Origin of the sequence: Listeria valentina, from assembly GCF_011800755.1 — a bacterium.
Classification (GTDB): Bacteria; Bacillota; Bacilli; order Lactobacillales; family Listeriaceae; genus Listeria; species Listeria valentina.
Genome location: NZ_JAATJW010000007.1, coordinates 49,839 through 73,536 on the forward strand (window position 1 = coordinate 49,839; position 23,698 = coordinate 73,536).

At 41.4% G+C, this 23,698-nt stretch carries 25 protein-coding genes and 1 riboswitch; of the genes, 20 read left to right on the top strand and 5 right to left on the bottom strand.

The annotated features are described in order from the left end of the window. Window positions 1–8 precede the first annotated feature (8 nt). Window positions 9–1,079: a DNA polymerase IV gene (gene dinB / locus HCK02_RS03355; protein WP_167628719.1), complete on the top strand. Its 1,071-nt coding sequence runs from the start codon at window positions 9–11 to the stop codon at window positions 1,077–1,079. A gap of 54 nt (window positions 1,080–1,133) precedes the next feature. Here dinB and HCK02_RS03360 read toward each other — a convergent pair whose 3' ends face one another. Together HCK02_RS03360 and HCK02_RS03365 are read right to left on the bottom strand one after the other, a co-directional pair. Further along, entirely contained in the window at window positions 1,134–2,333 is a 1,200-nt protein-coding gene (locus tag HCK02_RS03360; protein ID WP_167628720.1) for a toxic anion resistance protein, read from the bottom strand. Further along, entirely contained in the window at window positions 2,326–2,973 is a 648-nt protein-coding gene (locus HCK02_RS03365) for a 5-bromo-4-chloroindolyl phosphate hydrolysis family protein (protein WP_167628721.1), read from the bottom strand. Before HCK02_RS03365 ends, HCK02_RS03360 begins: the two co-directional genes overlap by 8 nt. A 211-nt stretch (window positions 2,974–3,184) precedes the next feature. Between HCK02_RS03365 and HCK02_RS03370 the strand changes: the two genes are divergently transcribed. Together HCK02_RS03370 and HCK02_RS03375 are read left to right on the top strand one after the other, a co-directional pair. After that, on the top strand, window positions 3,185–3,748 hold the full coding sequence (locus HCK02_RS03370; protein WP_167628722.1) for an NUDIX domain-containing protein: 564 nt from the start codon (window positions 3,185–3,187) through the stop codon (window positions 3,746–3,748). A 44-nt stretch (window positions 3,749–3,792) separates the two neighbouring features. After that, on the top strand, window positions 3,793–4,491 hold the full coding sequence (locus HCK02_RS03375) for a potassium channel family protein (RefSeq protein ID WP_167628723.1): 699 nt from the start codon (window positions 3,793–3,795) through the stop codon (window positions 4,489–4,491). A 42-nt stretch (window positions 4,492–4,533) separates the two neighbouring features. Here HCK02_RS03375 and HCK02_RS03380 read toward each other — a convergent pair whose 3' ends face one another. Together HCK02_RS03380 and HCK02_RS03385 are read right to left on the bottom strand one after the other, a co-directional pair. Beyond that, window positions 4,534–5,526: an NAD(P)/FAD-dependent oxidoreductase gene (locus HCK02_RS03380; RefSeq protein ID WP_167628724.1), complete on the bottom strand. Its 993-nt coding sequence runs from the start codon at window positions 5,524–5,526 to the stop codon at window positions 4,534–4,536. After that, the gene (locus HCK02_RS03385; RefSeq protein ID WP_122865343.1) at window positions 5,510–6,349 is read right to left on the bottom strand and encodes an ABC transporter ATP-binding protein; all 840 of its coding nucleotides are present in this window, start codon (window positions 6,347–6,349) and stop codon (window positions 5,510–5,512) included. Before HCK02_RS03385 ends, HCK02_RS03380 begins: the two co-directional genes overlap by 17 nt. Before the next feature lie 316 nt (window positions 6,350–6,665). Here HCK02_RS03385 and fur point away from each other — a divergent pair, with 316 nt between their 5' ends. The 12 genes from fur (at window position 6,666) to HCK02_RS03445 (ending at window position 18,228) form a co-directional block, all read left to right on the top strand. Then, the gene (gene fur / locus HCK02_RS03390; protein WP_167628725.1) at window positions 6,666–7,121 is read left to right on the top strand and encodes a ferric iron uptake transcriptional regulator; all 456 of its coding nucleotides are present in this window, start codon (window positions 6,666–6,668) and stop codon (window positions 7,119–7,121) included. Window positions 7,122–7,285: 164 nt separating this feature from the next. Continuing rightward, complete coding sequence (gene xerD, locus HCK02_RS03395; protein ID WP_167628726.1) at window positions 7,286–8,179, top strand: site-specific tyrosine recombinase XerD; 894 nt, start codon at window positions 7,286–7,288, stop codon at window positions 8,177–8,179. A 50-nt stretch (window positions 8,180–8,229) separates the two neighbouring features. Beyond that, window positions 8,230–9,411, top strand: coding sequence for a phosphopentomutase (deoB, locus tag HCK02_RS03400; RefSeq protein ID WP_167628755.1), 1,182 nt, complete (start codon window positions 8,230–8,232; stop codon window positions 9,409–9,411). Between the two features lie 24 nt (window positions 9,412–9,435). Beyond that, window positions 9,436–10,251, top strand: coding sequence for a purine-nucleoside phosphorylase (locus HCK02_RS03405; RefSeq protein WP_167628727.1), 816 nt, complete (start codon window positions 9,436–9,438; stop codon window positions 10,249–10,251). A 237-nt stretch (window positions 10,252–10,488) separates the two neighbouring features. Further along, window positions 10,489–11,802: a diaminopimelate decarboxylase gene (gene lysA, locus HCK02_RS03410; RefSeq protein ID WP_167628728.1), complete on the top strand. Its 1,314-nt coding sequence runs from the start codon at window positions 10,489–10,491 to the stop codon at window positions 11,800–11,802. A 15-nt stretch (window positions 11,803–11,817) separates the two neighbouring features. Then, window positions 11,818–12,561, top strand: a complete 744-nt coding sequence (locus tag HCK02_RS03415; RefSeq protein WP_167628729.1) for a segregation/condensation protein A — start codon at window positions 11,818–11,820, stop codon at window positions 12,559–12,561. Beyond that, complete coding sequence (gene scpB, locus HCK02_RS03420) at window positions 12,554–13,141, top strand: SMC-Scp complex subunit ScpB (RefSeq protein WP_167628730.1); 588 nt, start codon at window positions 12,554–12,556, stop codon at window positions 13,139–13,141. The genes HCK02_RS03415 and scpB overlap by 8 nt, the downstream gene beginning before the upstream one ends. After that, window positions 13,141–13,878 (top strand): pseudouridine synthase, encoded by a 738-nt coding sequence (locus HCK02_RS03425; protein ID WP_167628731.1) that lies wholly within the window; start codon window positions 13,141–13,143, stop codon window positions 13,876–13,878. The genes scpB and HCK02_RS03425 overlap by 1 nt, the downstream gene beginning before the upstream one ends. 219 nt (window positions 13,879–14,097) lie before the next feature. Next, complete coding sequence (locus HCK02_RS03430) at window positions 14,098–14,814, top strand: response regulator transcription factor (RefSeq protein ID WP_167628732.1); 717 nt, start codon at window positions 14,098–14,100, stop codon at window positions 14,812–14,814. A gap of 99 nt (window positions 14,815–14,913) precedes the next feature. After that, a complete protein-coding gene (locus HCK02_RS03435; RefSeq protein WP_167628733.1) occupies window positions 14,914–16,713 on the top strand; it encodes an ATP-binding protein in 1,800 nt (599 codons plus the stop codon). A 1-nt stretch (window position 16,714) separates the two neighbouring features. Continuing rightward, window positions 16,715–17,233 carry an acyl-CoA thioesterase gene (locus HCK02_RS03440; protein ID WP_167628734.1) on the top strand — a complete coding sequence of 173 codons (519 nt, stop codon included), beginning with the start codon at window positions 16,715–16,717 and terminating at the stop codon, window positions 17,231–17,233. 85 nt (window positions 17,234–17,318) lie between these two features. Continuing rightward, window positions 17,319–17,440, top strand: a riboswitch (FMN riboswitch). A gap of 170 nt (window positions 17,441–17,610) precedes the next feature. Further along, a complete protein-coding gene (locus HCK02_RS03445) occupies window positions 17,611–18,228 on the top strand; it encodes an ECF transporter S component (RefSeq protein WP_167628735.1) in 618 nt (205 codons plus the stop codon). A gap of 2 nt (window positions 18,229–18,230) precedes the next feature. Here the strand turns inward: HCK02_RS03445 and HCK02_RS03450 are convergent, their stop codons facing one another. Next, the gene (locus HCK02_RS03450; RefSeq protein WP_167628736.1) at window positions 18,231–18,473 is read right to left on the bottom strand and encodes a ferredoxin; all 243 of its coding nucleotides are present in this window, start codon (window positions 18,471–18,473) and stop codon (window positions 18,231–18,233) included. A 131-nt stretch (window positions 18,474–18,604) separates the two neighbouring features. On the opposite strand from HCK02_RS03450, the gene HCK02_RS03455 reads away from it, so the two are divergent. The 5 genes from HCK02_RS03455 to cmk all read left to right on the top strand — a co-directional run bounded on the left by HCK02_RS03455 (window position 18,605) and on the right by cmk (window position 23,655). Continuing rightward, window positions 18,605–19,603 carry a YpbB family protein gene (locus HCK02_RS03455; RefSeq protein ID WP_167628737.1) on the top strand — a complete coding sequence of 333 codons (999 nt, stop codon included), beginning with the start codon at window positions 18,605–18,607 and terminating at the stop codon, window positions 19,601–19,603. Further along, a complete protein-coding gene (locus tag HCK02_RS03460) occupies window positions 19,600–21,012 on the top strand; it encodes a RecQ family ATP-dependent DNA helicase (protein ID WP_167628738.1) in 1,413 nt (470 codons plus the stop codon). The genes HCK02_RS03455 and HCK02_RS03460 overlap by 4 nt, the downstream gene beginning before the upstream one ends. Window positions 21,013–21,144: 132 nt before the next feature. Continuing rightward, a complete protein-coding gene (locus HCK02_RS03465; RefSeq protein ID WP_167628739.1) occupies window positions 21,145–21,918 on the top strand; it encodes a LysM peptidoglycan-binding domain-containing protein in 774 nt (257 codons plus the stop codon). A gap of 77 nt (window positions 21,919–21,995) precedes the next feature. Then, on the top strand, window positions 21,996–22,958 hold the full coding sequence (locus HCK02_RS03470; protein WP_167628740.1) for an asparaginase: 963 nt from the start codon (window positions 21,996–21,998) through the stop codon (window positions 22,956–22,958). 22 nt (window positions 22,959–22,980) lie between these two features. Beyond that, the gene (gene cmk / locus HCK02_RS03475) at window positions 22,981–23,655 is read left to right on the top strand and encodes a (d)CMP kinase (RefSeq protein WP_167628741.1); all 675 of its coding nucleotides are present in this window, start codon (window positions 22,981–22,983) and stop codon (window positions 23,653–23,655) included. Window positions 23,656–23,698 lie beyond the last annotated feature (43 nt).

Here is a 23,698-nt window from a genome sequence, read left to right on the forward strand (position 1 = left end):
GGAAGATCATGGATACAAGCCGAAAAATCATTCATATTGATATGGATGCGTTTTATGCATCGGTGGAGCAACGTGATCATCCAGAATTCCGAGATAAGCCGCTGATTATTGGAGGCGATCCTAAAAAACGTGGAGTTGTCTCGACTTGCTCTTATGAAGCTAGAAAGTTTGGCGTTCATTCTGCGATGCCTTCTAGTCAGGCTGTGAAACTTTGCCCACAAGGTATTTTTATTCGTGGCAACATGGAACACTATAAGGAAGTTTCGGCACAAATTCGTGAAATTTTCCATCGCTATACGGATGTGATTGAACCTTTGTCACTGGATGAAGCTTATCTTGATGTGACTGAAAATAAAGTTGGCATCAAGTCGGCGACGCTCATTGCTCGTGAAATTCAGCGGGCCATTTATCGGGAGCTGCATTTAACTTCTTCAGCGGGAGTTTCCTATAATAAATTTATCGCTAAAATCGCCTCGGATTACGAGAAACCTGCCGGGCTCACCGTTGTGCCACCTGAACAAGCGGAAACTTTTTTAGCGCAGATTCCGATTGATAAATTTTATGGTGTCGGCAAAGTGACGGCAGAAAAAATGCACCGCCTCGGGATTTATACAGGAAAAGATTTGCGGGCTTGGAGTGAATGGGATTTAATTCGTGAATTCCATAAGCACGGTTATGCGCTTTATCGGCATGTGAGAGGGCGCTCCAATAATATTGTTAATCCTAATCGCGACCGAAAGTCCGTTGGGAAAGAAACGACTTTTGCTGAAAATGTTTGGAATGAAAAAATACTCGAAGAAAATTTGATGCGTTTTGCAGGGAAAATTGAACAAGGGCTTGAAAGAATTCATAAGCACGGGAAAACCGTTGTTTTAAAATTGCGCTATAGCGACTTTACAACCATTACGAAACGAATGACTTTGACGGATTATGTCCATGAAAAGCAGTGGATTTATGAAGCGGGGCGTACCTTACTCCAAGAAGCTTATCATGGTGAAGATTCGATCCGCTTGATTGGCCTTACGGTAACAAACTTAAAGCCAATTCATTTTGAAAACTTACGCCTTGAAGGATTATAAATACATGAAGAAAAAGCGCTCCTTTCCGGTTCGGAAAGGAGCGCTTTAGTGTTATTATTTAAGTTCTAGCAAACGGTCTTTTAGTTCTTGCTCCATCGAAACGAGTTCTTGTTCAGCAGCGGCGCGTTTAGCACGACCTTCTTGCTGGATTTTAAGCGTTTCTTGTAAGGTTTCAATCAAGCTAGATTGTGTTTCTTTCAACGTTTCGATATCGACAATACCTCTTTCGTTTTCACGCGCTGTTTCGATCGCATTTGTTTTAAGCATATCCGCATTGCGTTTTAATAGTTCGTTCGTTGTTTCAGAAACTTGACGCTGCGCTTGGACAGCTTGTTGTTGGCGCAAGAGCGTGAGAGCAATTGCAACTTGGTTTTTCCAAAGTGGGATTGCCGTCATGATTGAAGACTGAATTTTTTCAGCAAGCGCTTGGTTGGTATTTTGAATCAACCGAATTTGAGGGGCTTGTTGAATTGTAATTTGACGACTTAGCCTCAAGTCGTGCACTCGTTTTTCCAGTCTATCAGCAAATTGCATCAAATCATTGTATTCTTGAAAATCCATTTGATCGCCTGTTTGCTCTGCTTTTTTCTTTAATTCTGGAAGAAGTTTGTCTTGAATATCTTCGAGTTTTAATTCCCCAGCTGCAATGTAAATATTTAAAGCTTGGAAATAATCTTTATTTTTATCATAGAGTTGCTCAAGAAAAGAGTTATCTTCGATTAGTCGTTTTTTCGAATGCTCCAATTTTAAAGCGATCCGATCAATTTGAGTTCCAATTTTTTGGTATTTAGATGTGATTTCATTGATCGACTGCTTCACACGGTGGAACATTTTTGTGAAGATGTTTTTATTGCGCGCTGCAAGTTCATCTGGATCAGCTTCTTGAAGGCGATACATCAAGTCACTGATAATGTCACCGATTGGTCCAACATCTTGCTTTTGGACGTGAGCGAGCATGGAGTGAGAAAAATCATGTAATTTAGCTTGCGCTGGCGCACCATAGCTTAAAATTGCTGCTTGGTTTCCCGGCTCGATTTGTTTACTTAGCTCAAGCGCTTGCCGCTTATTGCTTTCTGGAAGCATGTCGACAAGGCGAGGAGACGTGTTCCCATCAGTTTCACTATTTAAAAGACTTGTTTCAGTGCTATCATTTGTTCCAAATGGATTGGAAAGCAAGTCATCAAGCGTATGATTCATTTCTTTTTCAAGCATATCTGTTTGGTTCAGTTCTTTATTTTCTTTTGAGTCACTCATGATTTTGACCCCTTTCGAATTTCTTTTTTTGCTTTGAAATCGAGTTTTTAGCGACTTCAAGTTCAAAATCAAGGCTGTTTACATCTTGGTTAAGCAAGGTGAATAAATCTTTTTCAATCACGCGACTTAAATCATTTAAAAGGGAACGCGTATCAGATAAGGTTTGATAAATTTTCTTATCTTTCACCGGTTGGCTTTCTAAAAAGGCATACTTCTCTGTGAGTTCAACAAGCGAATCTAAGTGAGAGAAGAAGAAATCTTCCGCTTCATAAAAACGCTTTGGTTCTTCTTTAACGATTTGGTAAAGCCGTTTGGTTAATTGCAACGTTTTGTTGCGTTCTTGGAAGGAATAAAGAGCTTTATGTGAACTCATGATTTTTTGCAGGCGCAAGATTTTTGCACGTGCTTCTTCTAAATTAGAACGAATATAGCGATATTCTTTATTCGTTAATCCTGTTTTTTCAGCCAAGGCTTTTTCGCCAGCTTTTGATGAAAAGAAGAACAAAATACCAGCTACTGCAAGCGTTACGAGCGCGATAAGTAAGTAATGGTGTGTGAAAATCGCGGAAAGAATACCGAACAGTACGCAAACAATGATCACAGAACCTGTAAATGCCATTATTTTTTTAAATAGAGTCATGGTTTATCTTCTCCTTCAGTTCCTGATTCTAAAATGTTTAACAGAAAATCATGTTTGATTTATTTAAACTTTTTTGTGCGTTTTAGAAAGGATATTTGATTTAAATTCATCATATCATATTCCCCAGAAACATGTTATCAGTCGTGCGATGTAAATTCTTCTCGGACCGCTTAAGTATGTTACAATATAGAAAAAAAAGAAGGTGATCCAAGTGCGTAATTTAGAAGAAAAAACATTACGAGAAAAAACATGGTTTGAAGGGCGTGTCGTTAAGCTTGTGACGGCGGACGTTGAACTTCCAGATGGAACGACTGGAAGCCGTGAGATTGTGAAACACCCAGGCGCTGTCGCGATACTTCCAATTTGTGACTCTGGAAAGCTCCTTCTAGTGGAACAATACCGCAAGCCACTCGAGAAAGCAATTATTGAAATTCCGGCGGGGAAAATAGAACCAAGTGAAGACAAAGAAATAACGGCAGCACGTGAACTAGAAGAAGAAACAGGGCACGTGGCAGGAACCCTCAGTTACCTGACATCATTTTATACGGCTCCAGGTTTCTCGGATGAACTTTTACATATTTATGTGGCACGCGATTTAAAAAAATTGCAACATCACAGGCCACTTGATGAAGATGAATTTGTCAGCATCCTCGAAGTGACGCTTGATGAAGCGAAGCAATTAGTGGAACAACAAGTGATTCACGATGCCAAAACGGTTTATGCGATCCAGCATTTGGAGTTAGAAAACTTAAAAAGGCAGCTTGACGATGAGTAGCTTTTTAAAATGAAAAAGGAAAATGAGAAGAAGGGAGTCAAAATATGGTCCATTTTTTTCAGAAAAGAGCGGGTTTCATTTATCAATTGTTCATCGTGAGCTTGATCATTTTGTCGCTTTGCTTGCTAGATAATTCGTCGACTTGGGCGAATATCGTGCAGTGGTTGATTTGGCTCGTTTTTGTCATTGATTATGGCGTTCAGTTATTTCGAGCGAAGAATAAAAAGAAGTTTCTTAGAACGCATTTTTTAGAGGCACTCTCTGTTATTCCATTCCTACACGATTTTCGGGTTTTCAAACTAATCTCCGTTTTGCATTATGTCGGCTACCTTTCAAAAGGCTTGCGTCACTCATGGAATATTTATAATATGCTGCTCAAATATTTTTCAAATCGACTGGTGATTGGACTTGTGATTACGATCATCGTGGTACCGTTCATTATGTTTTTGATTGAGCCGAGTTTCACTTCTTACCGGGAAGCTGTTTGGTGGTGCATTCAGACGGTTTCAACGGTTGGATATGGGGATGTCATTCCAGATACGCAACTCGGTCGGCTAATTGCTGGATTTATGATGCTAATCGGTATTTCGATTTTAGGTGCTTTTTCAGGTGTCGTTAGTGAATATTTTCGTGGGAAAAAGAAAAATGACTTTGATGGTTTGGTGAAGTCTATTGCGAATACAGATTCCTTAACGCCTGAACAAAAGAAAGTCTTGAAAGATTTGATTGATACGAAAAAATAACTAAAAACAAGTCGCTTAATTTTCGAATTAAGCGACTTGTTTTTAGTTTGTAAAATGTTCGTGATGCGTGCTAACCATGGCTTCATTTGCAGCGCCTGGATCGAGATATTGTTTAGCGCTATTGACCGCGATGGCGCCTTCATGTAATCCGGCCGAGATGATTCGGATTTTGCGCGAGTAGGAAGCAGCATCTCCGCAGGCATAAACGCCCGGGATATTAGTTTGCATAAAGGAATTTACTTGGATGCCCCAGTCGGCGGTTTGTAGTCCCCAGTTTTTCGTGAAGCTAAAATCTACTTCCACACCGTGACTGATAAACAAGGCTTCACAGGCAAGGGTTTCTTCTTTGCCAGAGGGTTTTGCACAGATAGTGACAGTTTCTAGCTCACTTCCTTCATTTAAAGAAGTGATTTCATGTTGCAAATGAACATGGATATTCGAGAGAAGCAAATCAGCGGCTCGTTTTTCATAGCCTTTGAAGTTTTCACCTCGATAAATCAAATCTACACTTTTGGCGATGGGTTGTAAAGTGAAGGCCGCATCAATGGCCGCATCACCTCCACCTGAAATAACCACTTTTTTTCCACGGAATTGTTCGAGGTCACGCAAATGATAATGCGTTTTTGCATGATGCAAGTCAGCGTTTGTAGCAACGAGTGGATTCACTTCGTAAGTGCCACTTCCACAAGCGATAATCACCGTTTTTGAATAGTGATGTTCGCCGTCTTCTGTTTGCATGAGAAAAGTTTCATCTGGTTGTTTAGCGAGAGAAACGATGCGTTTCCCGAGTACAAATTCAGGCTCAAACGTTTCTGCTTGTTGCTTAAAGTTTTGCACTAGCTCGTAGCCCGTTGTTTCTGCGATTCCACCGACATCATGAATTTTTTTGTCTGGATAGAAATAGCGGATTTTTCCGCCCACATCCGGTTCGGCATCAATAACTTTGGTTTTTAAGGCACGCAGACCACTGTAAAAAGCTGTGTAAAGCCCAATGGGTCCAGCGCCAATAATCGTAACATCAAATAGTGAGGACATCTGGTTCAAGCTCCCTTACAACATCTTTGATTTCGCATCCGCTACACGTTTCATAAGGAATACAAATGGGGACACCGGCTCTTTTATCAAGAACGATATCGGCTTTGACATTAAATACGGCTTCAAGAGTTTCTTCGGTCATCACATCGACTGGAGCCCCGCTTGCTGCTACTTGCCCATCTTTAATGGCGATCATATGAGAAGCGTAGCGTGAGGCATGGTTCAAATCGTGCACAACCATGACGATTGTTTTGTGTTCCACTTGATTGAGTTCTTTCAAAATATTCATAACATCGAGTTGATGTGTCATATCAAGGAAAGTTGTTGGTTCATCCAAAAAGACAATCTCCGTATCTTGGGCAAGCGCCATCGCGATCCAAGCGCGCTGTCTTTGCCCGCCAGATAATTGATCGAGCGGGCGCTCTTTTAGATCAAGCAAGTTGGTCATTTTAAGAGCCCAGTGAATCATTTCGTTATCTGCTTTTGAGCGAGATTTGAAACCGGTTTGATGCGGGCTACGGCCGTAAGCAATCAACTCTTCAATTGTTAATCCGTCCGGGGCAGAAGGGTTCTGCGGAAGGATAGCGAGTTCTTTTGCAATTTGTTTAGTCGGTTCTTGATGGATTTTTTTGCCATCTAAAAACACGGCTCCTTGGCTAGGTTTAATCAAGCGAGCCATCGTTTTTAAAATGGTGGACTTGCCTGAACCGTTGGCACCAACAAGCGCAGTGATTTGCCCTTTAGGAATTTCTATGTTAAGCGAATCCACGATAATACGCTTTTCATAAGCGATTTGCAGATTCTCTGTATAAAATTGCTTCATTATATATTCCACCTTTGTAAAAAGTGATAATCATTCTCAATGTTTTAAGTATAAAAGTTTTGTGGATAAGTTTCAAGCAATTCTAGTAACAGCTTAGACGAGAATAATTCTAAAATAGATGGAAAATGTAAGTAATTGATAATCAATCTGGACAGAAGGGAGAATCTGTGGTATCTTTTTAACCATAGTAAGCAGAACGAAAATCAAGAATTTTTAATCAAGAAAATGAAATTTAGTCTTGTTTTTTATTTAGAATTATTATAATATAAAAAAGTTGATTGAGAATGAAAAAAAAGCTAGAGGGAGGTTCTGGGGAATGGAAGGACGGATTAACCGAATTAAAGCGCAGTTGCATGATGCGAGCTATAAGTTAACTCCACAGCGTGAAGCGACTGTACGTGTTCTTTTAGAAGATGAGAAGGAGCATTTGAGTGCGGAAGAGGTTTTTATGCGCGTGAAAGAGATTGCACCAGATACCGGTCTTGCAACGGTTTACCGAACTCTTGAACTTTTAACAGAACTGCGTGTGGTTGATAAAATTAATTTTGGAGATGGGGTTTCGCGTTTTGACTTACGCAAGGAAGGCGCTAAACATTTCCATCATCATTTGGTTTGCTTGGAATGTGGATCTGTTGAAGAAATTCAGGAAGATTTACTAGAAGAAGTCGAAAAAGTAGTGGAAGCCAAGTGGCATTTTCTTGTGAAGGATCACAGGTTAACCTTTCAAGGCGTGTGTTCGAAGTGCCGCGCAAATGGAAAGAGAAAAAATTGAACGAGCATCGGCGGGAGCTGATGCTCGTTTTGCTTTTTAATCGAGCAAGGGAAAACTCGGGAAAAGGGAGGAGGAATCTGGCGCTTTTTCTTGCGGGATTCGTTAGGTTTAAAGTTCAATCTTGGTTGGTTTCGTGGTAAAATGAGAAAGCGGGAGGCGAGGTTATGGAGGAATGGATTGAAGATTTTTTGCATTTTTTAACGGTCGAACGCGGATTGTCGGAGAATACGAAAAAAGCGTATGCGCGGGATTTGCATTTTTTTGCGAACTATTTAAAGGAAGAAGAAGGAATTACGCGGCCTGACGTTGTGTCACGTGCTGAAATTGTTTCATTTATGAATTTTGCTCGCGAAAATGGGAAATCTGCTCGGACGGTAGCGCGCTATATTGCTTCGCTCCGCTCATTCTTTCATTTTTTGCTTCATGATGGGAAAGTAGCGCACGATCCGATGATTCAAATCGAAACGCCTAAACAGCGCCAAAGTCTTCCTAAAGTCTTGAATTATCAAGATGTTGAAAAGTTGCTTGAAGCACCAGATACTGGAACGGTGTTTGGGCTTCGCGATCAGGCGATGCTTGAAGTGCTTTATGCGACTGGATTACGTGTTTCTGAACTAATTAATTTAAAACTAGATGATCTTCATTTACATATGGGGTTTATTCAAACGATCGGGAAGGGAAATAAAGAACGAATCATTCCGCTTGGAGGAACGGCGACAAGAGCTCTTGAAAGTTATCTGGAATCGGGGAGACCAAAGCTTTATCGCACGAAATCTCGCAATGATTTTGTATTTTTAAATCATCATGGCAAAGGAATGACGCGTCAAGGCTTTTGGAAAAATCTCAAGCAAATGGCGCTGAAAGCTGGGATAGACAAACCGATCACACCGCATACGTTACGACACTCGTTTGCAACCCATCTTCTTGAAAACGGCGCGGATTTAAGGTCTGTCCAAGAACTCCTTGGGCATGCCGATATTTCAACGACACAAATTTATACACACGTAACAAAAGCACGACTTAAGGATGTTTATAAAAAATATCATCCACGTGCTTAACCAAAAAAAAAGAACTTTTTGAGGACTTAAGAAGGGTGAGAAGTGAGCTAGTGGACAAATTTAAACGAATTCATGTGATTGTAATGGATTCAGTTGGAATCGGAGAAGCTCCTGATGCAGCTGAATTTGATGATTTTGATGTGGATACGCTTGGGCATATCGCTCTACAAAGAGAAGGACTACATTTACCTGAAATGGCTAAACTTGGTCTTTCCAATATTGAACCGGTTTTGGGGGTTCCAAAAAGCGACGCCCCACGTGCTTATTACACGAAGATGCAAGAAGCTTCACGTGGGAAGGATACGATGACAGGACACTGGGAAATCATGGGGCTTTATATTGATACTCCGTTTCGCGTTTTCCCAGACGGCTTTCCAGATGAATTGATTCACCAAATCGAAGCAAAAACTGGTCGGAAAGTGATTGGAAATAAGCCGGCGAGTGGAACGGAGATTATCGAAGAGTTTGGTGAAGAACAAATGAAAACGGGTGCGCTGATTGTCTACACATCAGCAGATTCGGTGCTACAAATCGCGGCGCACGAAGATGTTATTCCGCTTGCTGAACTTTATGAGATTTGTGAGTTTTGCCGGGAATTAACTCTGGATGATCCTTACATGCTCGGTCGGATTATTGCACGACCTTATGTTGGGGAACCAGGAGCCTTTGTGCGAACTCCAAACCGGCATGATTATGCGCTTAAACCGTTTAAGCCAACCGTTATGAATGCTCTTCAAGATGGCGGGAAAGACGTGATTGCGATTGGGAAGATTTCGGATATTTTTGACGGGGAAGGCGTCACAGAAGCGATTCGCACGAAGTCGAATATGGACGGGATGGATCAACTGAATCGTGTTTTGGAGCAAGATTTCACGGGGATGAGCTTTCTAAACTTAGTGGATTTCGATGCGCTCTTTGGGCATAGACGAGATCCGGATGGTTACGGCGATGCGCTTGAAGAGTTTGATGCTCGCTTGCCGGAAGTGTATAGCAGACTAGGTGAGGATGACCTTCTCATGATTACAGCGGATCACGGAAATGACCCCACTTACCGGGGAACAGACCACACACGAGAATTTGTGCCGCTGCTTGTTTTTTCCAAGCGATTTAAAGATGGAGGCAAGAAACTAGCGCTTCGGAAGACGTTTGCTGATCTCGGGGCAACGGTTGCAGACAACTTTGATGTCGCGATGCCCGAATACGGCGAAAGCTTTTTAAATGAATTAAACTAAAAAATGATGGGAGTTTGAAGTGAGATGAGTATGGAAAAATTGAATGAAGCTGTAAAAAAAATCCGATCACATTATACTGGGGAGCCAAAAATTGGTTTGATTTTAGGTTCTGGTTTAGGTGTGCTTGCAGATGAAATTAAAAATCCAACCAAGCTTTCTTATGAAGAGATTCCACATTTTCCAGTTTCAACGGTTTCAGGTCATGCTGGTCAATTTGTTTTCGGCGAACTTGAACAAAAAGAAGTGGTCGCGATGCAAGGAAGATTTCATTTTTATGAAGGCTATAGCATGGAAGAAGTGACTTTCCCTGTTCGTGTGATGAAAGATCTTGGCGTGACACATCTAGTTGTGACAAACGCAGCTGGCGGTGTGAATGAGCTTTATCAAGCGGGTGACTTGATGCTGATTTCTGATCATATCAATTTTATCGGGACGAATCCATTAATCGGTAAAAATAATGATCACTTTGGTCCGCGTTTCCCTGACATGTCGGAAGCGTATCAGCTAGATCTTCGTATTGCGGCTCGTAAGATCGCACAAGATCTCGGGATTGAAATTCGAGAAGGCGTTTATGCGGGTTTTAGCGGGCCAACCTATGAAACGCCAGCTGAAATTCGGATGATCCGCACGCTCGGGGCCGATGCCGTTGGGATGTCAACGGTACCTGAGGTGATTGTTGCAAACCATGCGGGGCTTAAGGTGCTTGGGATTTCTTGTATTACCAATATGGCGGCTGGCATTTTGGATCAGCCACTTTCGCACAGTGAAGTTATTGAAACGACAGATCGCGTGCAGCAAACTTTCCTCACTTATGTTCGGGCGATTTTGAAGGAGATGTAAAGCGAAACCGTTTTTTCTGCTTTTTGGCAGGGAAAACGGTTTTTTCTGCAAGAAACGTGAGGTGAGCCTGTGTGAAACGAAAAAGTCTTGAAAGGTGCCCGGTCGATTCTTGAAAGAAGAGAAGTTGGTTTTATTCTTTTCTAAAGATTGTTATTGTTTCGGGTGGGCGGTTTGTGCTACTATAAGAAGGAACTTTAACGCAAAAAGGAATGGAAGAGCGAAAGGTGGGGGACAGGTTTGACTTTTGAAAGGTATGGAACAATGAATGTAAACGAAGCTGGACATCTCGAAATTGGTGGGGTGGACACGCTAGAGCTTGCCAAAAGGTATGGGACCCCGCTTTACGTGTATGATGTTGCGTTAATCCGGGAGCGAGCACGTGGGTTTAAACAAACATTTGCGGAACTAAATGTGCAAGCTCAGGTGGCTTATGCGAGCAAGGCGTTTTCTTCTGTTGCGATGTATGAACTGATGGCAGAAGAAGGGCTTTCGTTAGATGTGGTTTCTGGCGGAGAGCTTTATACGGCGATTCAAGCAGGTTTTCCAGCGGAGCGAATTCATTTTCATGGCAATAATAAAACGCTAGATGAAATGGAAATGGCGCTCGACTATCAAATCGGCTGTATTGTGATTGATAATTTTTATGAAATTGAACTTTTAAAAGGTTTGCTTAAAGAGCGAAAAACTAAAATACAAGTATTGATTCGGGTTACGCCGGGAATTGAAGCACATACGCATGATTATATTTTGACTGGACAAGATGACTCAAAATTTGGTTTTGGTTTGACGAATGGACAAGCGGAACGTGCAATCGAGGAAGTGCTTGGGAATGCTGATGTGTTTGACTGCATCGGGCTTCATTGTCATATTGGATCGCAAATTTTTGAAACAACGGGTTTTATTATGGCGGCGCACAGAATCATGGAGCAACTGATTGTTTGGCATAACAAGCTTGGTTTTGATTCAAAAGTATTGAATCTTGGTGGCGGCTTTGGTGTTCGTTACACGGAAGAAGACGAGCCACTTGAACCAGAAGTTTACGTGCGTGAAATCGTGAAAGAAGTTAAGAAAATGGCGTTAGCAAATGGGCTTTCTATCCCAGAAATTTGGATCGAACCTGGGAGATCGCTTGTCGGAGAGGCAGGAACAACGCTTTACAAGGTAGGTTCGCGTAAAGAAGTACCGGGCATTCGAAACTACTTAGCGGTTGATGGGGGCATGAGTGATAATATTCGTCCTGCTCTTTACGAAGCACACTATGAAGCTGTTCTTGCGGCATCTCCGTTTAAAGAAGCCGAAGAAACGGTTGCGATTGCTGGAAAGTGCTGTGAATCAGGCGATATGTTGATTTGGGATTTGCCACTTCCAAAATCGAGTGCAGGCGAAGTGCTTGCTGTTTTTTGTACGGGTGCATATGGCTATTCAATGGCTAATAATTATAATCGCATTCCAAGACCCCCTGTTGTGTTTGTGGAAGATGGCGTTAGTCGGCTGGTTGTTCGAAGAGAATCTTATGAAGATTTGGTGCGAAACGATTTGCCACTTTACTGAGGTGGATGAATAACGATGGAAATGAAATTGAAAGTAGATGCGTTTGAAGGACCGCTCGATTTATTGCTGCACTTGATTGGAAAGCTTGAAGTGGATATTTATGATATTCCTGTTGCAGATATCACGGAGCAATATATGGAATACATTCACACAATGCAAATTTTAGAGCTCGATGTGGCAAGTGAATATCTAGTGATGGCGGCTACGCTTCTTGCGATCAAAAGCAAAATGCTTCTTCCTAAGCAAGAACTCGAGGAAGACTTCGACGAATTTGATCCGGAACTCGATCCACGTGATGAACTCGTGGAGCGCCTTATGGAGTATAAGCGCTACAAAGAAGCGGCTCGTGAGCTTAAGGATAAGGAAAACGAGCGCGGTTTTTATTTTAGTAAAGCACCAATGGATTTGTCGGAATATGAAGATGAGACTACGGCGCTTGATCTGGATGTGACGCTAAATGATATGCTCGGAGCGTTTAATAAATTGCTTCGTAGACAAAAACTAAGCAAGCCGCTTCATACGCGGATTACAACACAAGAAATCTCCATTGATACGCGGATGGATGATGTGATGAAGCAGCTTCAAGCGGTTTCTGGCAAAATCAAATTTGAAGATTTATTTGAAGAACAAACACGTGAGGAACTGGTTGTCACGTTTTTAGCTTTACTTGAACTGATGAAGCGTGAACTAGTGTTAGTTGAGCAAGAATCGAGTTTTTCCGATTTGTTTGTGAAAGGTAGAGATAATCAAGGTGAATAAAGAAGAACAATTAGGTATTCTTGAAAGCTTGCTTTTTGCAGCAGGCGATGAAGGGCTATCAACCAAGCAATTGACAGAAGTGATGGAAGTGACTTATATAGAAGCGCTCAATTTGCTTGAGACACTTAGCGAAAAATATGCGGAAAGTCCTGCAAGTGGGCTTGTTTTACTTGAACTTGCGGGGGCTTTTCAACTCGCAACGAAAAAAGATTATGCACCTTACTTGAAAAAATTGGTTGAATCTCCGCATGCCTCGTCACTTTCGCAGGCTTCGCTTGAAACGCTTGCGATTATTGCTTATAAGCAGCCGATTACACGGATGGAAGTGGATGAAGTCCGGGGAGTGCAAACGGACGGCCCGATACGCACGCTTGTCGCACGAGGACTTGTTACGGACGCCGGGCGCGCAGAAGGCGCCGGGCGAGCTAAATTATATGTCACGACCAATGAATTTTTAGATGCATTTGGATTGAAAAGTTTAGAAGACTTACCGAAACTTGCAGAGCAAAGTGAAGATACTGAACAAGATGAGTTAGACTTGTTCTTTGACCGGTTTAGTCAAAAGGAGGAAAAAGAATAATGGAAAGACTCCAAAAGGTCATTGCAAATGCTGGTGTGGCTTCGAGACGGAAAGCGGAGCAAATGATTCAAGATGGGAAAGTGAAAGTAAACGGAAAGCTTGTGACGGAGCTTGGTGTGAAGGTAAGTGATTCTGACCAGGTCGAGGTAGAGGGCGTGGAACTAACGAAAGAAGTGAAACGCTACTTTTTACTGTATAAACCACGTGGGGTTGTTTCGGCGGTAACGGATGATAAAGGAAGAAGCGTTGTAACGGATTACTTTGATGATATTCCTGAACGCCTTTATCCTGTGGGAAGACTGGATTATGATACATCAGGTTTATTGCTGATGACAAATGATGGCGAATTTGCTAACTTACTGATGCACCCAAAATATAATGTTGAAAAACGTTATGTGGCTCGTATAAAAGGCATTCCTGAGAAGGAAAAGTTGCAACAGTTAGCACGAGGAATTATGATTGAAGGTAAGAAAACGGCTAAAGCCAAGGTGCGCCAATTATCTTTTGACAAAGCCAAGCAAAAAGCGATCGTTGAAATTACGATTCATGAAGGCAGGAACCGGCAAGTGCGGAAGATGTTCGAAGCGATTGGGCATCCCGTACAAAAATTGACGCGTGAAGCATACGGGTTTCTGGATTTGCGTCATTTAAATGCAGGGGAAAGCCGCGAACTGAGTCATCATGAAGTGAGGCAGTTAAAATCGCTGGCCAAATTTGGTCAAAAACCACATGGCTGAATAAACTTTCAAGTGATTGACGAAGTTTCTAATAGATTGTTTGTATAAAAACATGTATAATTTAAAATGTAGTTATTTTGTTAGTTATGTTTATTCTTCAAAAAGTATGTGGGTGCTTTTGAAGAAGTAAGGGAAGAAATCGACTTTTTTTATAGTAAAGGAAGTTTTGATTTTCCCTGCCTGATGAAATAAAAAAGAGAACTTGGGGGATGAGTGCTTATGAGTGATCAAATAAAAGTGCTTGTTGTTGATGATGAAGACAGAATTCGTCGCCTTTTGAAAATGTATCTGGAGCGAGAGAATTTCCGTATCGATGAAGCAAGTGACGGAGAAGAAGCGATACAGATGGCACTCAACAACGACTATGAAGTAATACTTCTTGATTTGATGATGCCTGGCAAAGATGGAATTGAGGTTTGTAGAGAATTACGGGAATACCAATCGACGCCAGTAGTGATGCTAACTGCTAAAGGAGAAGAGGCAAACCGCGTCCAAGGATTTGAAGTTGGTGCCGATGATTACATCGTAAAACCATTTAGTCCACGTGAAGTAGTCCTTCGTGTGAAGGCTGTACTTAGACGGGCAAAAAGAAACGACACGAGTGTTGTAGCTTCTGTTCCTGGTGATATTATCAATTTTCCGCACTTAAGCATTGACAATGAAGCGCATCGCGTTATTGTTGATGGAATTGAAGTAAACTTAACACCTAAAGAATATGATTTGCTTTATTATTTGGCGAAGTCGCCGGATAAAGTTTTTGACCGTGAATCTCTCTTAAAGGAAGTATGGCGTTATGAATTTTTTGGTGATTTGCGAACGATTGATACCCATGTCAAACGGTTGAGAGAAAAGTTGCTTGATATCTCGGAAGATGCAGCCAAAATGATTGTAACTGTTTGGGGTTTAGGTTATAAATTTGAAATTCCGGAAGAATAAATCCGAATAGAAATGAGCAGGTTATGTAAAGATTGCAATTTGTCAATTTCTACAATGCGCCTGTTCATTTTTAAATGGTAAAAGGGAGGCGTGAATGAGTTGAAGTTTTGGAATAGCATAGTGGGGAAAATTTGGAGCACTACAATCCTGCTTCTCATTGGCGTGCTCGTCATTTGCGGCTTCCTTGTCGCAGTGATTTATGAAAAAAATAATTTAAATGAACTTGAAAAAGAAATGAAGGACACATCGGATAAAATTATCCAAGTGATGCAAAAAAATGATGAAGTCATTAAGCCGGGCAGTACCGCAGCTGAAACACTTGGCATGCTGGATGATTCTGTTGGCGTCATTATTGCTCAAGATGGGGCAAGTGTTTTTACGAAATCATCTAAGGATCCCATCTCGAAAAGTTCGATTGATCGCTTAACGCAAAATAAAAAATTAAATGAAGCGCTAGAAAAGTCTCCGAATTTGTTGATGAAATATGATTTTGAAGACAATCCAGAGAACATGTCAATTGAGCTTTATGCGAAAAAGTTTCAACTGGCTAATGGGGAAACAGGGGTCGTCTATTTGTACAAGTCGTTTCATGAAATTCTAAATGTTACTAAGAAAGCGACGCGGACTCTCATTCTTGCAGGAATTGGTGCGATTTTAATTACTTCTTTACTATCATTTATTTTTTCTTCTCGAATGGCGTTCCCACTTCGTGAAATGAAGAAAATTGCGGTTGCTGTTTCACGCGGAAATTTTGACAATCGGGTTCCTAGCTATACGCATGATGAAATCGGGGATCTTGGGCTTGCTTTTAATGATATGGCGCAACAGCTAAAATATAATATTAGTGCGCTTAGGCAGGAAAAAGAACAGCTTTCTAATATTCTCGTTGGTATGGCAGACGGAGTTATCAAATTTAATATCGATAAAACGATTATTTTAAGTAATCCTCCTGCTGAGGAATTTTTGCATAGTTGGTTTTTCTCTCAAGACAACGAAGAGAAAGTGTTAGTACCAGAAAAGCTAAATCAAATGTTGGATGAGATTTTAAATACTCAAGCAGAAACGGTTGGCGAGATTACTTTTGATGGTCAAACTTTTGTTGCGATCATGACGCTTCTTTATAATGGAGATAATATCCGAAGCATTGTGACGGTTATTCGGGATATGACAGAAGAAAAACGGCTAGAGAAAACCAAAAGTGATTTTGTTAGCAACATCTCGCACGAGCTTAGAACGCCGATTTCGATGCTCCAAGGCTATAGTGAAGCGATTATTGATGGGGTGGCGCAAACGGAAGAAGAGGTTCGCGAATTCGCACAAATTATTAATGAAGAGTCGCTCCGGATTGGCCGCTTGGTGAACGATATGCTTGACTTGTCACGGATGGAAGCGGGCTTTACTCAACTTGATAAGCGTGAAACAGAGCTCGTTCCATTCTTGCAAAAAATTGTTTCCAATTTCGACGTGCTTTCGAAGGAAAACAATGTGAAGTTGAAATTAGAGGCAGATGATCCCGATGTGCGATATTCGTTTGACCGAGACCGGCTAGAACAAGTTTTGATCAATTTAATTATGAACGCGATCCGGCATACTGGAAATGATGGTAAAGTCGGAACGGTTACGGTACATGAACATGTCGACCATGCCAACGAGCAATTGTTGATTTCAGTTAATGATGATGGGACAGGCATCCCGGAAGCGGATATTCCTTATTTGTTTGAACGGTTCTATAAAGCCGATAAAGCACGAAAGAGAGGGAAAGCGGGTACTGGAATTGGACTTGCGATCGTGAAAAATATCGTGGATGCGTATAATGGCCAAATTACGGTGGAAAGTACGGTGGGCAAAGGGTCTTCCTTTATTGTTAGCCTGCCATTAAATGAATTGAGGGGGAATTAAATTGACTGAACGTATTCAAAAAACTTGTAAGGAATCTTTGGTGATTAAGACAAGCCGAGTGTTCCCGCAAGATACCAATAATCATAATACGCTTTTTGGTGGGAAACTGATGACGTATATTGATGACACAGCTTCTATCAGTGCTTCAAGGCATTGCCGGGTGGGGATTGTTACAGCATCAACGGACTCGGTGGACTTTTTGAAGCCGATTAAAAATGATCATTCCGTTTGTTTGGAATCTTATGTTGCTTCTGTTGGTAGAACTTCGATGGAAATTTTTGTGAAAGTCATTTCTGAGAATTTGATGACGGGCGAGCGTTACTTAGCAGCGACTTCTTTTTTGACTTTTGTTGCGATTAATGATGACGGAAAGCCTGTTGAAGTGCCAGAAGTGATTCCTGAAAGTGAAGAAGAACAAATGATTCATAGCGGGGCAAAAGCTCGGGCGGCTGCTCGTAAAGAGCGGCTTAAAGCGAGTCGAAGTCTTGCAAGTGCGCTTAAGACAGATATCCCTTGGTAAAAAAGGGTTGCCAATTTAAACTTTCGTGGTAAAATTAATATTGTGTTCATGTTTTGTGTAACTTGACACAAATAAAATTCATATTGTTCATCTTCGGGGCAGGGTGTAATTCCCGACCGGTGGTTAAAGTCCACGATCTGCTTTTTAGCGGTTGACGCTGGTGAAATTCCAGGACCGACAGTATAGTCTGGATGGGAGAGGATGTAGACGGTCTTTTTGGCTTGTCTTCTTTAGTGATTCGTTTCTGTCTATCTTAGACAGTTTGTTTGCTGATTCACAAACCTCTCTAATCTTTGGGTTAGAGAGGTTTTTTTATGGAAGCGGCTTGATAAGGTTGTCTGACTTTCTTTTTAGATGAACCAAAAGGAGAGTTAAATTTGAAAAACTATTCGTTGAAGACTTTTGTAAGCATTGCGGTATTTGGAACCGTGGCATTTATTATTATGCAAATTGAATTTCCCATTTTGCCAACTGCGCCCTTTCTAAAACTGGATTTTAGTGAAATTCCTGTTTTGATTGGCGGACTGATGTTTGGCCCACTTTCTATTGTCTTGATTGAAGCTTTAAAATGTGTTTTGCATTTTATTATTTCAGGAAGCCCAGTTGGGATTCCTGTTGGCGAGATGACAAACTTTCTTTCGGGGATTTGTTTTACGCTACCGATCTACTATTTATTCCGCTATATTCGTGGGGTAAGAGGGATTATCATTTCAGCTTCGCTAGGAACGCTACTTATGACGTTTGCGATGGCTGTATTTAATTACTTTATATTGCTTCCTTTTTATGTAAAATTGGGTGGATTGCCTGCAAATACAGATGTTTCGGCATTGATTTTTGCCGCGGTCATTCCATTTAATTTATTAAAAGGTGTGATTGTAGGTGCTGGCTTTATGCTACTTTACGCACCAATGCGAAATTTCATTGCTAAAAATCGCTCGAAAAAAGAACAACAAAAGTATCAAAAAAAGCACCGTGAAATGGAACACCGTGCTTAAGATTAACGATGCGGATCGCCATGAAAAGGGTGATCCGCTATTTTTATGGAAAGTGAAGGACAATTAAATTCTGCTTCAAGCGCATTGTCTTCTTCCACTTCTGGGATGGGTTCTGTGCCGCTATTGTTATCTAGAATGGTGTAGGCTACACCTTCTGTATTGTAGTCGTATAGATTTGGAGCGTGGAGAGCGCAAGCCCCACAAGCGATACACGTATCTTGATCAACGATTGTAAACTTAGCCAAATCAATCGATCCTTTCCTAGTTAAGTTTCATGCAAAGTATAGCATGTTTTGGGAAATCTGCGCAATGCTTCTAAAAGAGATGTCGAACGCGTGTTTCTATGGTATGATGAATAAAGACTGAGGTGAATCGTGTGGAACTTTTAGATCAATATATCGTAGCGTTACTAACGGCTTTTAAGCGACCTAGAAAAGAAGCTTTTTTGCATGCTGTTATGACGGGGCGGCGAACTGGTCAAGCGGTAACTGATACGCATTTAGCCAAAATCAGTTCGCTATTCGGGCTTTCTCCGTTTTTAACCGAAGAGGTTTTAACTGCTAGATTAACAAAACTGAAGCAAGCAGGAACGCTTGAACTGCAGGCTGATACTAATGAATGGTGCGTGCGAAAGCCAGTTTCAGCGCCTTATTTTGAACGTGTGGGCTGGGATGGCTTTTGGATGCAGGAACGGCCGTTTTTGTTTTTTCAAAATTTGTTGCTTGCGATTCAAGTTTTGAGTAACAAGCATCATGGGAAGAAACACTACATGCCCGTTGTGCGGGATAAAAAAGCGCAGTTCTGGATCAAAAAGTGGCTGGCGAATTTCGCGAATGCGGATGATTTAAATGAACGCTTGTTTTTGGAGTTAGAAGCTTGGCTTTCGAAAGGGTATATTTCGCAACCAGAATTTTATACCGACCAGTTTTCAGGAGGGAAATTAGTCGGGGAAACGCTTGAGCAAATTGCGGATGCGCATTCGGTTTCGGCAGATGAAGTTTATTTTGAAACTTTATACGGCTTGCACCAGCTTTTTCAGGAGAAAAACCATTATCCGCTACTTCAACTTTTGATGCCACGTCCGGAAGCACTTTTGACGTTATCAGGCAAGAAGACTTACGGATTTTTGCAGAAAGGCTATGACTTTGATGAAATCGTGCAGATGCGAAATTTGCGGAAAAGTACGATTGAAGATCATTTTGTGGAAATTAAAGCGACTTTTCCGGAGCAAGCAGTGCCAGAAATGCCGGATATGGCACTTGTTGAACAAATCCGAGCTGGAGATTTTTTGACTTTGAAGGAAATTAAAGCGTCGTTTCCGAAACTGGATTATTATCAAATTCGCTTGGCTGTGGTTGCAGGAGGGAAGGCATGAATTTAGAACAGGAATTAAAACGCTATTTGGGTTTTGATACTTTTCGAATGGGGCAAAAAGAAGTTATAGAAACAGTTTTGAGCGGTGAAGATGTCTTTGCGATGCTTCCAACTGGGATGGGGAAAACGGTTTGTTATCAACTGTCGGGATACTTATTAGACGGGCTTGTGGTGATTGTTTCGCCATTACTTAGCTTGATGCAGGATCAAGTGGAACGAATGCGCGCTTACGGGGAAAAACGTGCCGTTGCGCTGAATAGTTTTTTATCGACAGCTGAAAAAAATGAGATTCTCGCTCATCTTTCTGCTTACAAATTCGTTTTCCTCTCACCAGAAATGCTCGCGAGTGAGGGGGTTCGGACAGCTTTCTTGCGGGAAAAAATAGGGCTTTTTGTGATTGATGAAGCGCATTGTATTTCGCAGTGGGGGCATGATTTTAGGCCGGATTATCTTTTTCTTGGGGAATTTCGAGAAAAAGCGGGCAAGCCGACGACGATGGTGCTCACGGCAACGGCAACAAAGCGAGTTCGAGCGGATATTTTAGAGCAGCTTGATCTTTCGGGGATCAAGGAAATAATCTATTCGGTTAATCGGCCCAATATTAGTTTTCGAGTGGAAAAATTTGCGGCAAAGCGTGAGAAAGAAGAGGCTTTGCTTGACCTCGTGGAGAAGCTTGCAACGCCTGGAATTATTTATTTTTCGAGCAAACGACTTGCGGAAGAAACTGCTCATATTCTGCGCCGAGAAAAAGGACGGCGTGCGGCTTATTATCACGGAGACATGGAACCGCTTGACCGAATTTTGATTCAAGAGCAATTTGTTTCTGGGCAGCTTGATTTGATTTGTGCGACAAGTGCGTTTGGAATGGGGATAGATAAAGCGGATATTCGTTTCGTGATCCATTATCATTTGCCAGCTGATCTTGAGGCTTATATGCAGGAAGTGGGTCGCGCGGGTCGTGATGGTTTAGCAAGTGTTGCGATCCTTCTTTACGCGAATGGTGACGAAGTTTTGAGGCGCCAACTGGCTGATCGAGACTTGCCAGATCCTAATTTGCTTCAGCTACCAGAAAACTTAAAAGAAACGTTACCTGAAGCAGAAAAAAGATTTTTGAATTATTTTTTACGTTCTGGGCTTGCAGAAGCTGAAATTAGGGAAAGAATAGAAAAAAGACGCTTGGTCAAACAAGAAAACTTAGAAGCCCTCTTAGGTTTTATTCAAACGGAGGATTGTCGTAGAGTTTACTTAATGCGCTATTTTGGAGAAAATGATTTTAGTGAGACAGGTGGTGAAGGCTGTTGCGATAATGACGCTGCATCGCTTGAACCTTTTTTACGACAAGAGGAAGAGAGAGACACGGTTTCAAGCAGTTCTTTTCGAGAAAGATTGCATGATTTACTCTTAGAATGAGTTTTTTTCAATAATTCTTGTACTAATTGTTGTTCAAGATCGGGTTTGCGGTTATAATTGTTACAGGGATATGTCAAATTTATTTTAAAATCCAGAATGAGGAAAGAGTTTTGTTTTAAGGAGGATTTATGCATGGCAAGGAAAAGGCGCAATGATGAAAAAGAATATACGCCGTCCGATGATTACGATCATGATTTTTATAATAACTCGGAGGACGAGTTTAACGACGAACCGCCGATGCTTTCACGGACAGATAGTAGAAAAGCAAAGAAAACTGGAATTTTCCGTTATCCACTTTTAAATATTTTAATTATTTTCTTTCTACTAATTCCAATTGTTGTTGTTATTGTTTTTGTAGCTGTTCAAAATTCGGGGCAGCCTGACAATGCAGTAAAAGAAGAAAGCAGCGTTTCTGTCAATAGCAACACGAAAGCCAAACAAGAAGCCAAGGAAAAAGCAGCTAAAGAAAAAGCGGCTAAAGAAAAGGCTGAAAAAGAAAAAGCAGCGAAGGAAAAAGAAGCTAAGGAACAGGAAGCAAAAGAGAAAGCTGCTGCTGATGAAAAGGCAAAACAAGATGAACAAGCACAGCAAGCCGCACAGGAAAAAGCCGCAGCAGAAAAAGCAGCGGCTGACAGACAAGCAGCAGAAAAAGCCGAGCAGGAACGTCAAGCTCAGGCAGCTGCAAAAGCTGAGCAAGATAGAAAAGCAGCAGAAGAAGCAAGAAAACAAGCAGAAGCAGCACAGGCTTCTAGTCATACGGTTCAGTCAGGCGAAACGCTTTACCGAATTGCTGTGAATGCTTATGGCGCTTCAAATGCTACGCAAGGGGTTCAAAAAATTAAGCAAGCAAACGGGCTGTCTTCAGATAGTGTACCGGTTGGAACCGTGATTAAAATTCCTAAATAAGTAAGAAAAGAATGAGCGGAAGACGGGAAGAAATTTCCGAAAAAAGCTCGTTCTTTTTGTGGAAAAGGGGAGATGAAATGACAAAAGTAGCACTGGTCACAACAGGCGGAACCATCGCAAGTCGAAAGACGGCTTCTGGGAAACTGGCTTCTGGTGAATTAACAGGTGAAGAACTAGTTCAGATTTGCGGGCTTCCAAATGAAATTGAAGTGGATATTTTTTCGACTTTCCAACTTCCATCGATGCATATTTCAAGAGAGCATCTTGTGGACCTGCAGAGGACTATTGAAGAGATTTTTACCGATCCTTCCTACGCAGGAGTTGTAGTCACCCATGGTACGGATTCACTTGAAGAGACTTCTTATTTTCTTGATTTAACGATCCGAGACGAGCGCCCTGTCGTTGTGACGGGTTCACAGAGAGCTCCTGAAGAAATGGGGACAGATGCTTTTATCAATATTCGTCACGCGATACATACTGCGTCTGAACCGCTTCTTAAAGGGGCTGGAACGGTTGTTGTGTTTAATGAGCGTATTTTTGCGGCACGCTATGTAAAAAAAGTCCATGCATCTAATATCCAAGGATTTAGTGCTTTTGGCTTTGGTTATCTTGGAATCATTGATAATGATCAAGTTTTTATTTATCAGAAACCAGTCATCCACGATTGTTTCGAACTTAAACGACCACTTCCAGATGTCGCGATCGTGAAATGCTATTTAGACGCGGATAGCTTCATGATTGATGCTTTGATTGAAAAAGGCGTGGATGGTATCATACTTGAAGGAGTTGGACGCGGACAAGTGGCTCCCAAAATGATGCCGGGGATTTTACGGGCGCTTCAACAACAAATTCCTGTGGTTATTACAACAAGTGCTGAAGAAGGGAATGTATATACAACTTATGATTATTTGGGTAGTACATTTGACCTTTTTAATCAAGGTGTTATTCTGGGAAAAGATTATGACAGTAAAAAAGCGCGCATGCGTTTAATGGTGCTTCTTGCTTCTGAAAAAGGTGCGACGCAAGCCAATTTTTATTGAACAGAAGGGAATTAAATTTGAAATGACGAAAAAAATATGTATTGCGATTGATGGCCCTGCTGCGGCTGGAAAAAGTACGGTAGCTAAAATTGTAGCAAGCAAACTTCAATTCATTTATATTGATACGGGCGCTATGTACCGGGCAGCTACGTATTTAGCTTTCCAGGCTGGTGTTTCTTACGAGGATGAAGCAGGCATTATGAAATTGTTGCAAACGAAAACCATTCGTTTTGAGCCGGGGGATATTCAACAAGTGTTCATTGATGACGAAAATGTCACAAATGTCATTCGAACGGATGAAATTACCAATCATGTTTCAGTTGTTTCTGCTCATCTACTTGTTCGCGAAGCCTTGCAGAAAAAGCAACAAGCCTTCGCTAGTGCTGGAGGTGTTGTTATGGACGGACGAGATATTGGAACAGCGGTTCTTCCAAATGCTGAACTGAAAATTTTCTTGCTTGCGAGTGTCAAGGAACGCGCAGAAAGACGATATAAAGAAAATAAAGCAAAAGGCTATGATGTGGACTTTGAACAGCTTCAAAAAGAAATCGAAGATCGTGATCATCTTGACTATACACGAAAACATTCGCCACTAAAAAAAGCAGATGATGCCATTACTGTGGACACAACAAGTATGTCTATTCAAGAAGTAGCTACTAAGATTCTTGATTTGGCAAATCAGACAATTGAACAATGAAAAAAGGGCTTGTAAACTAATTTACAAGCCTATTTCATTTGAC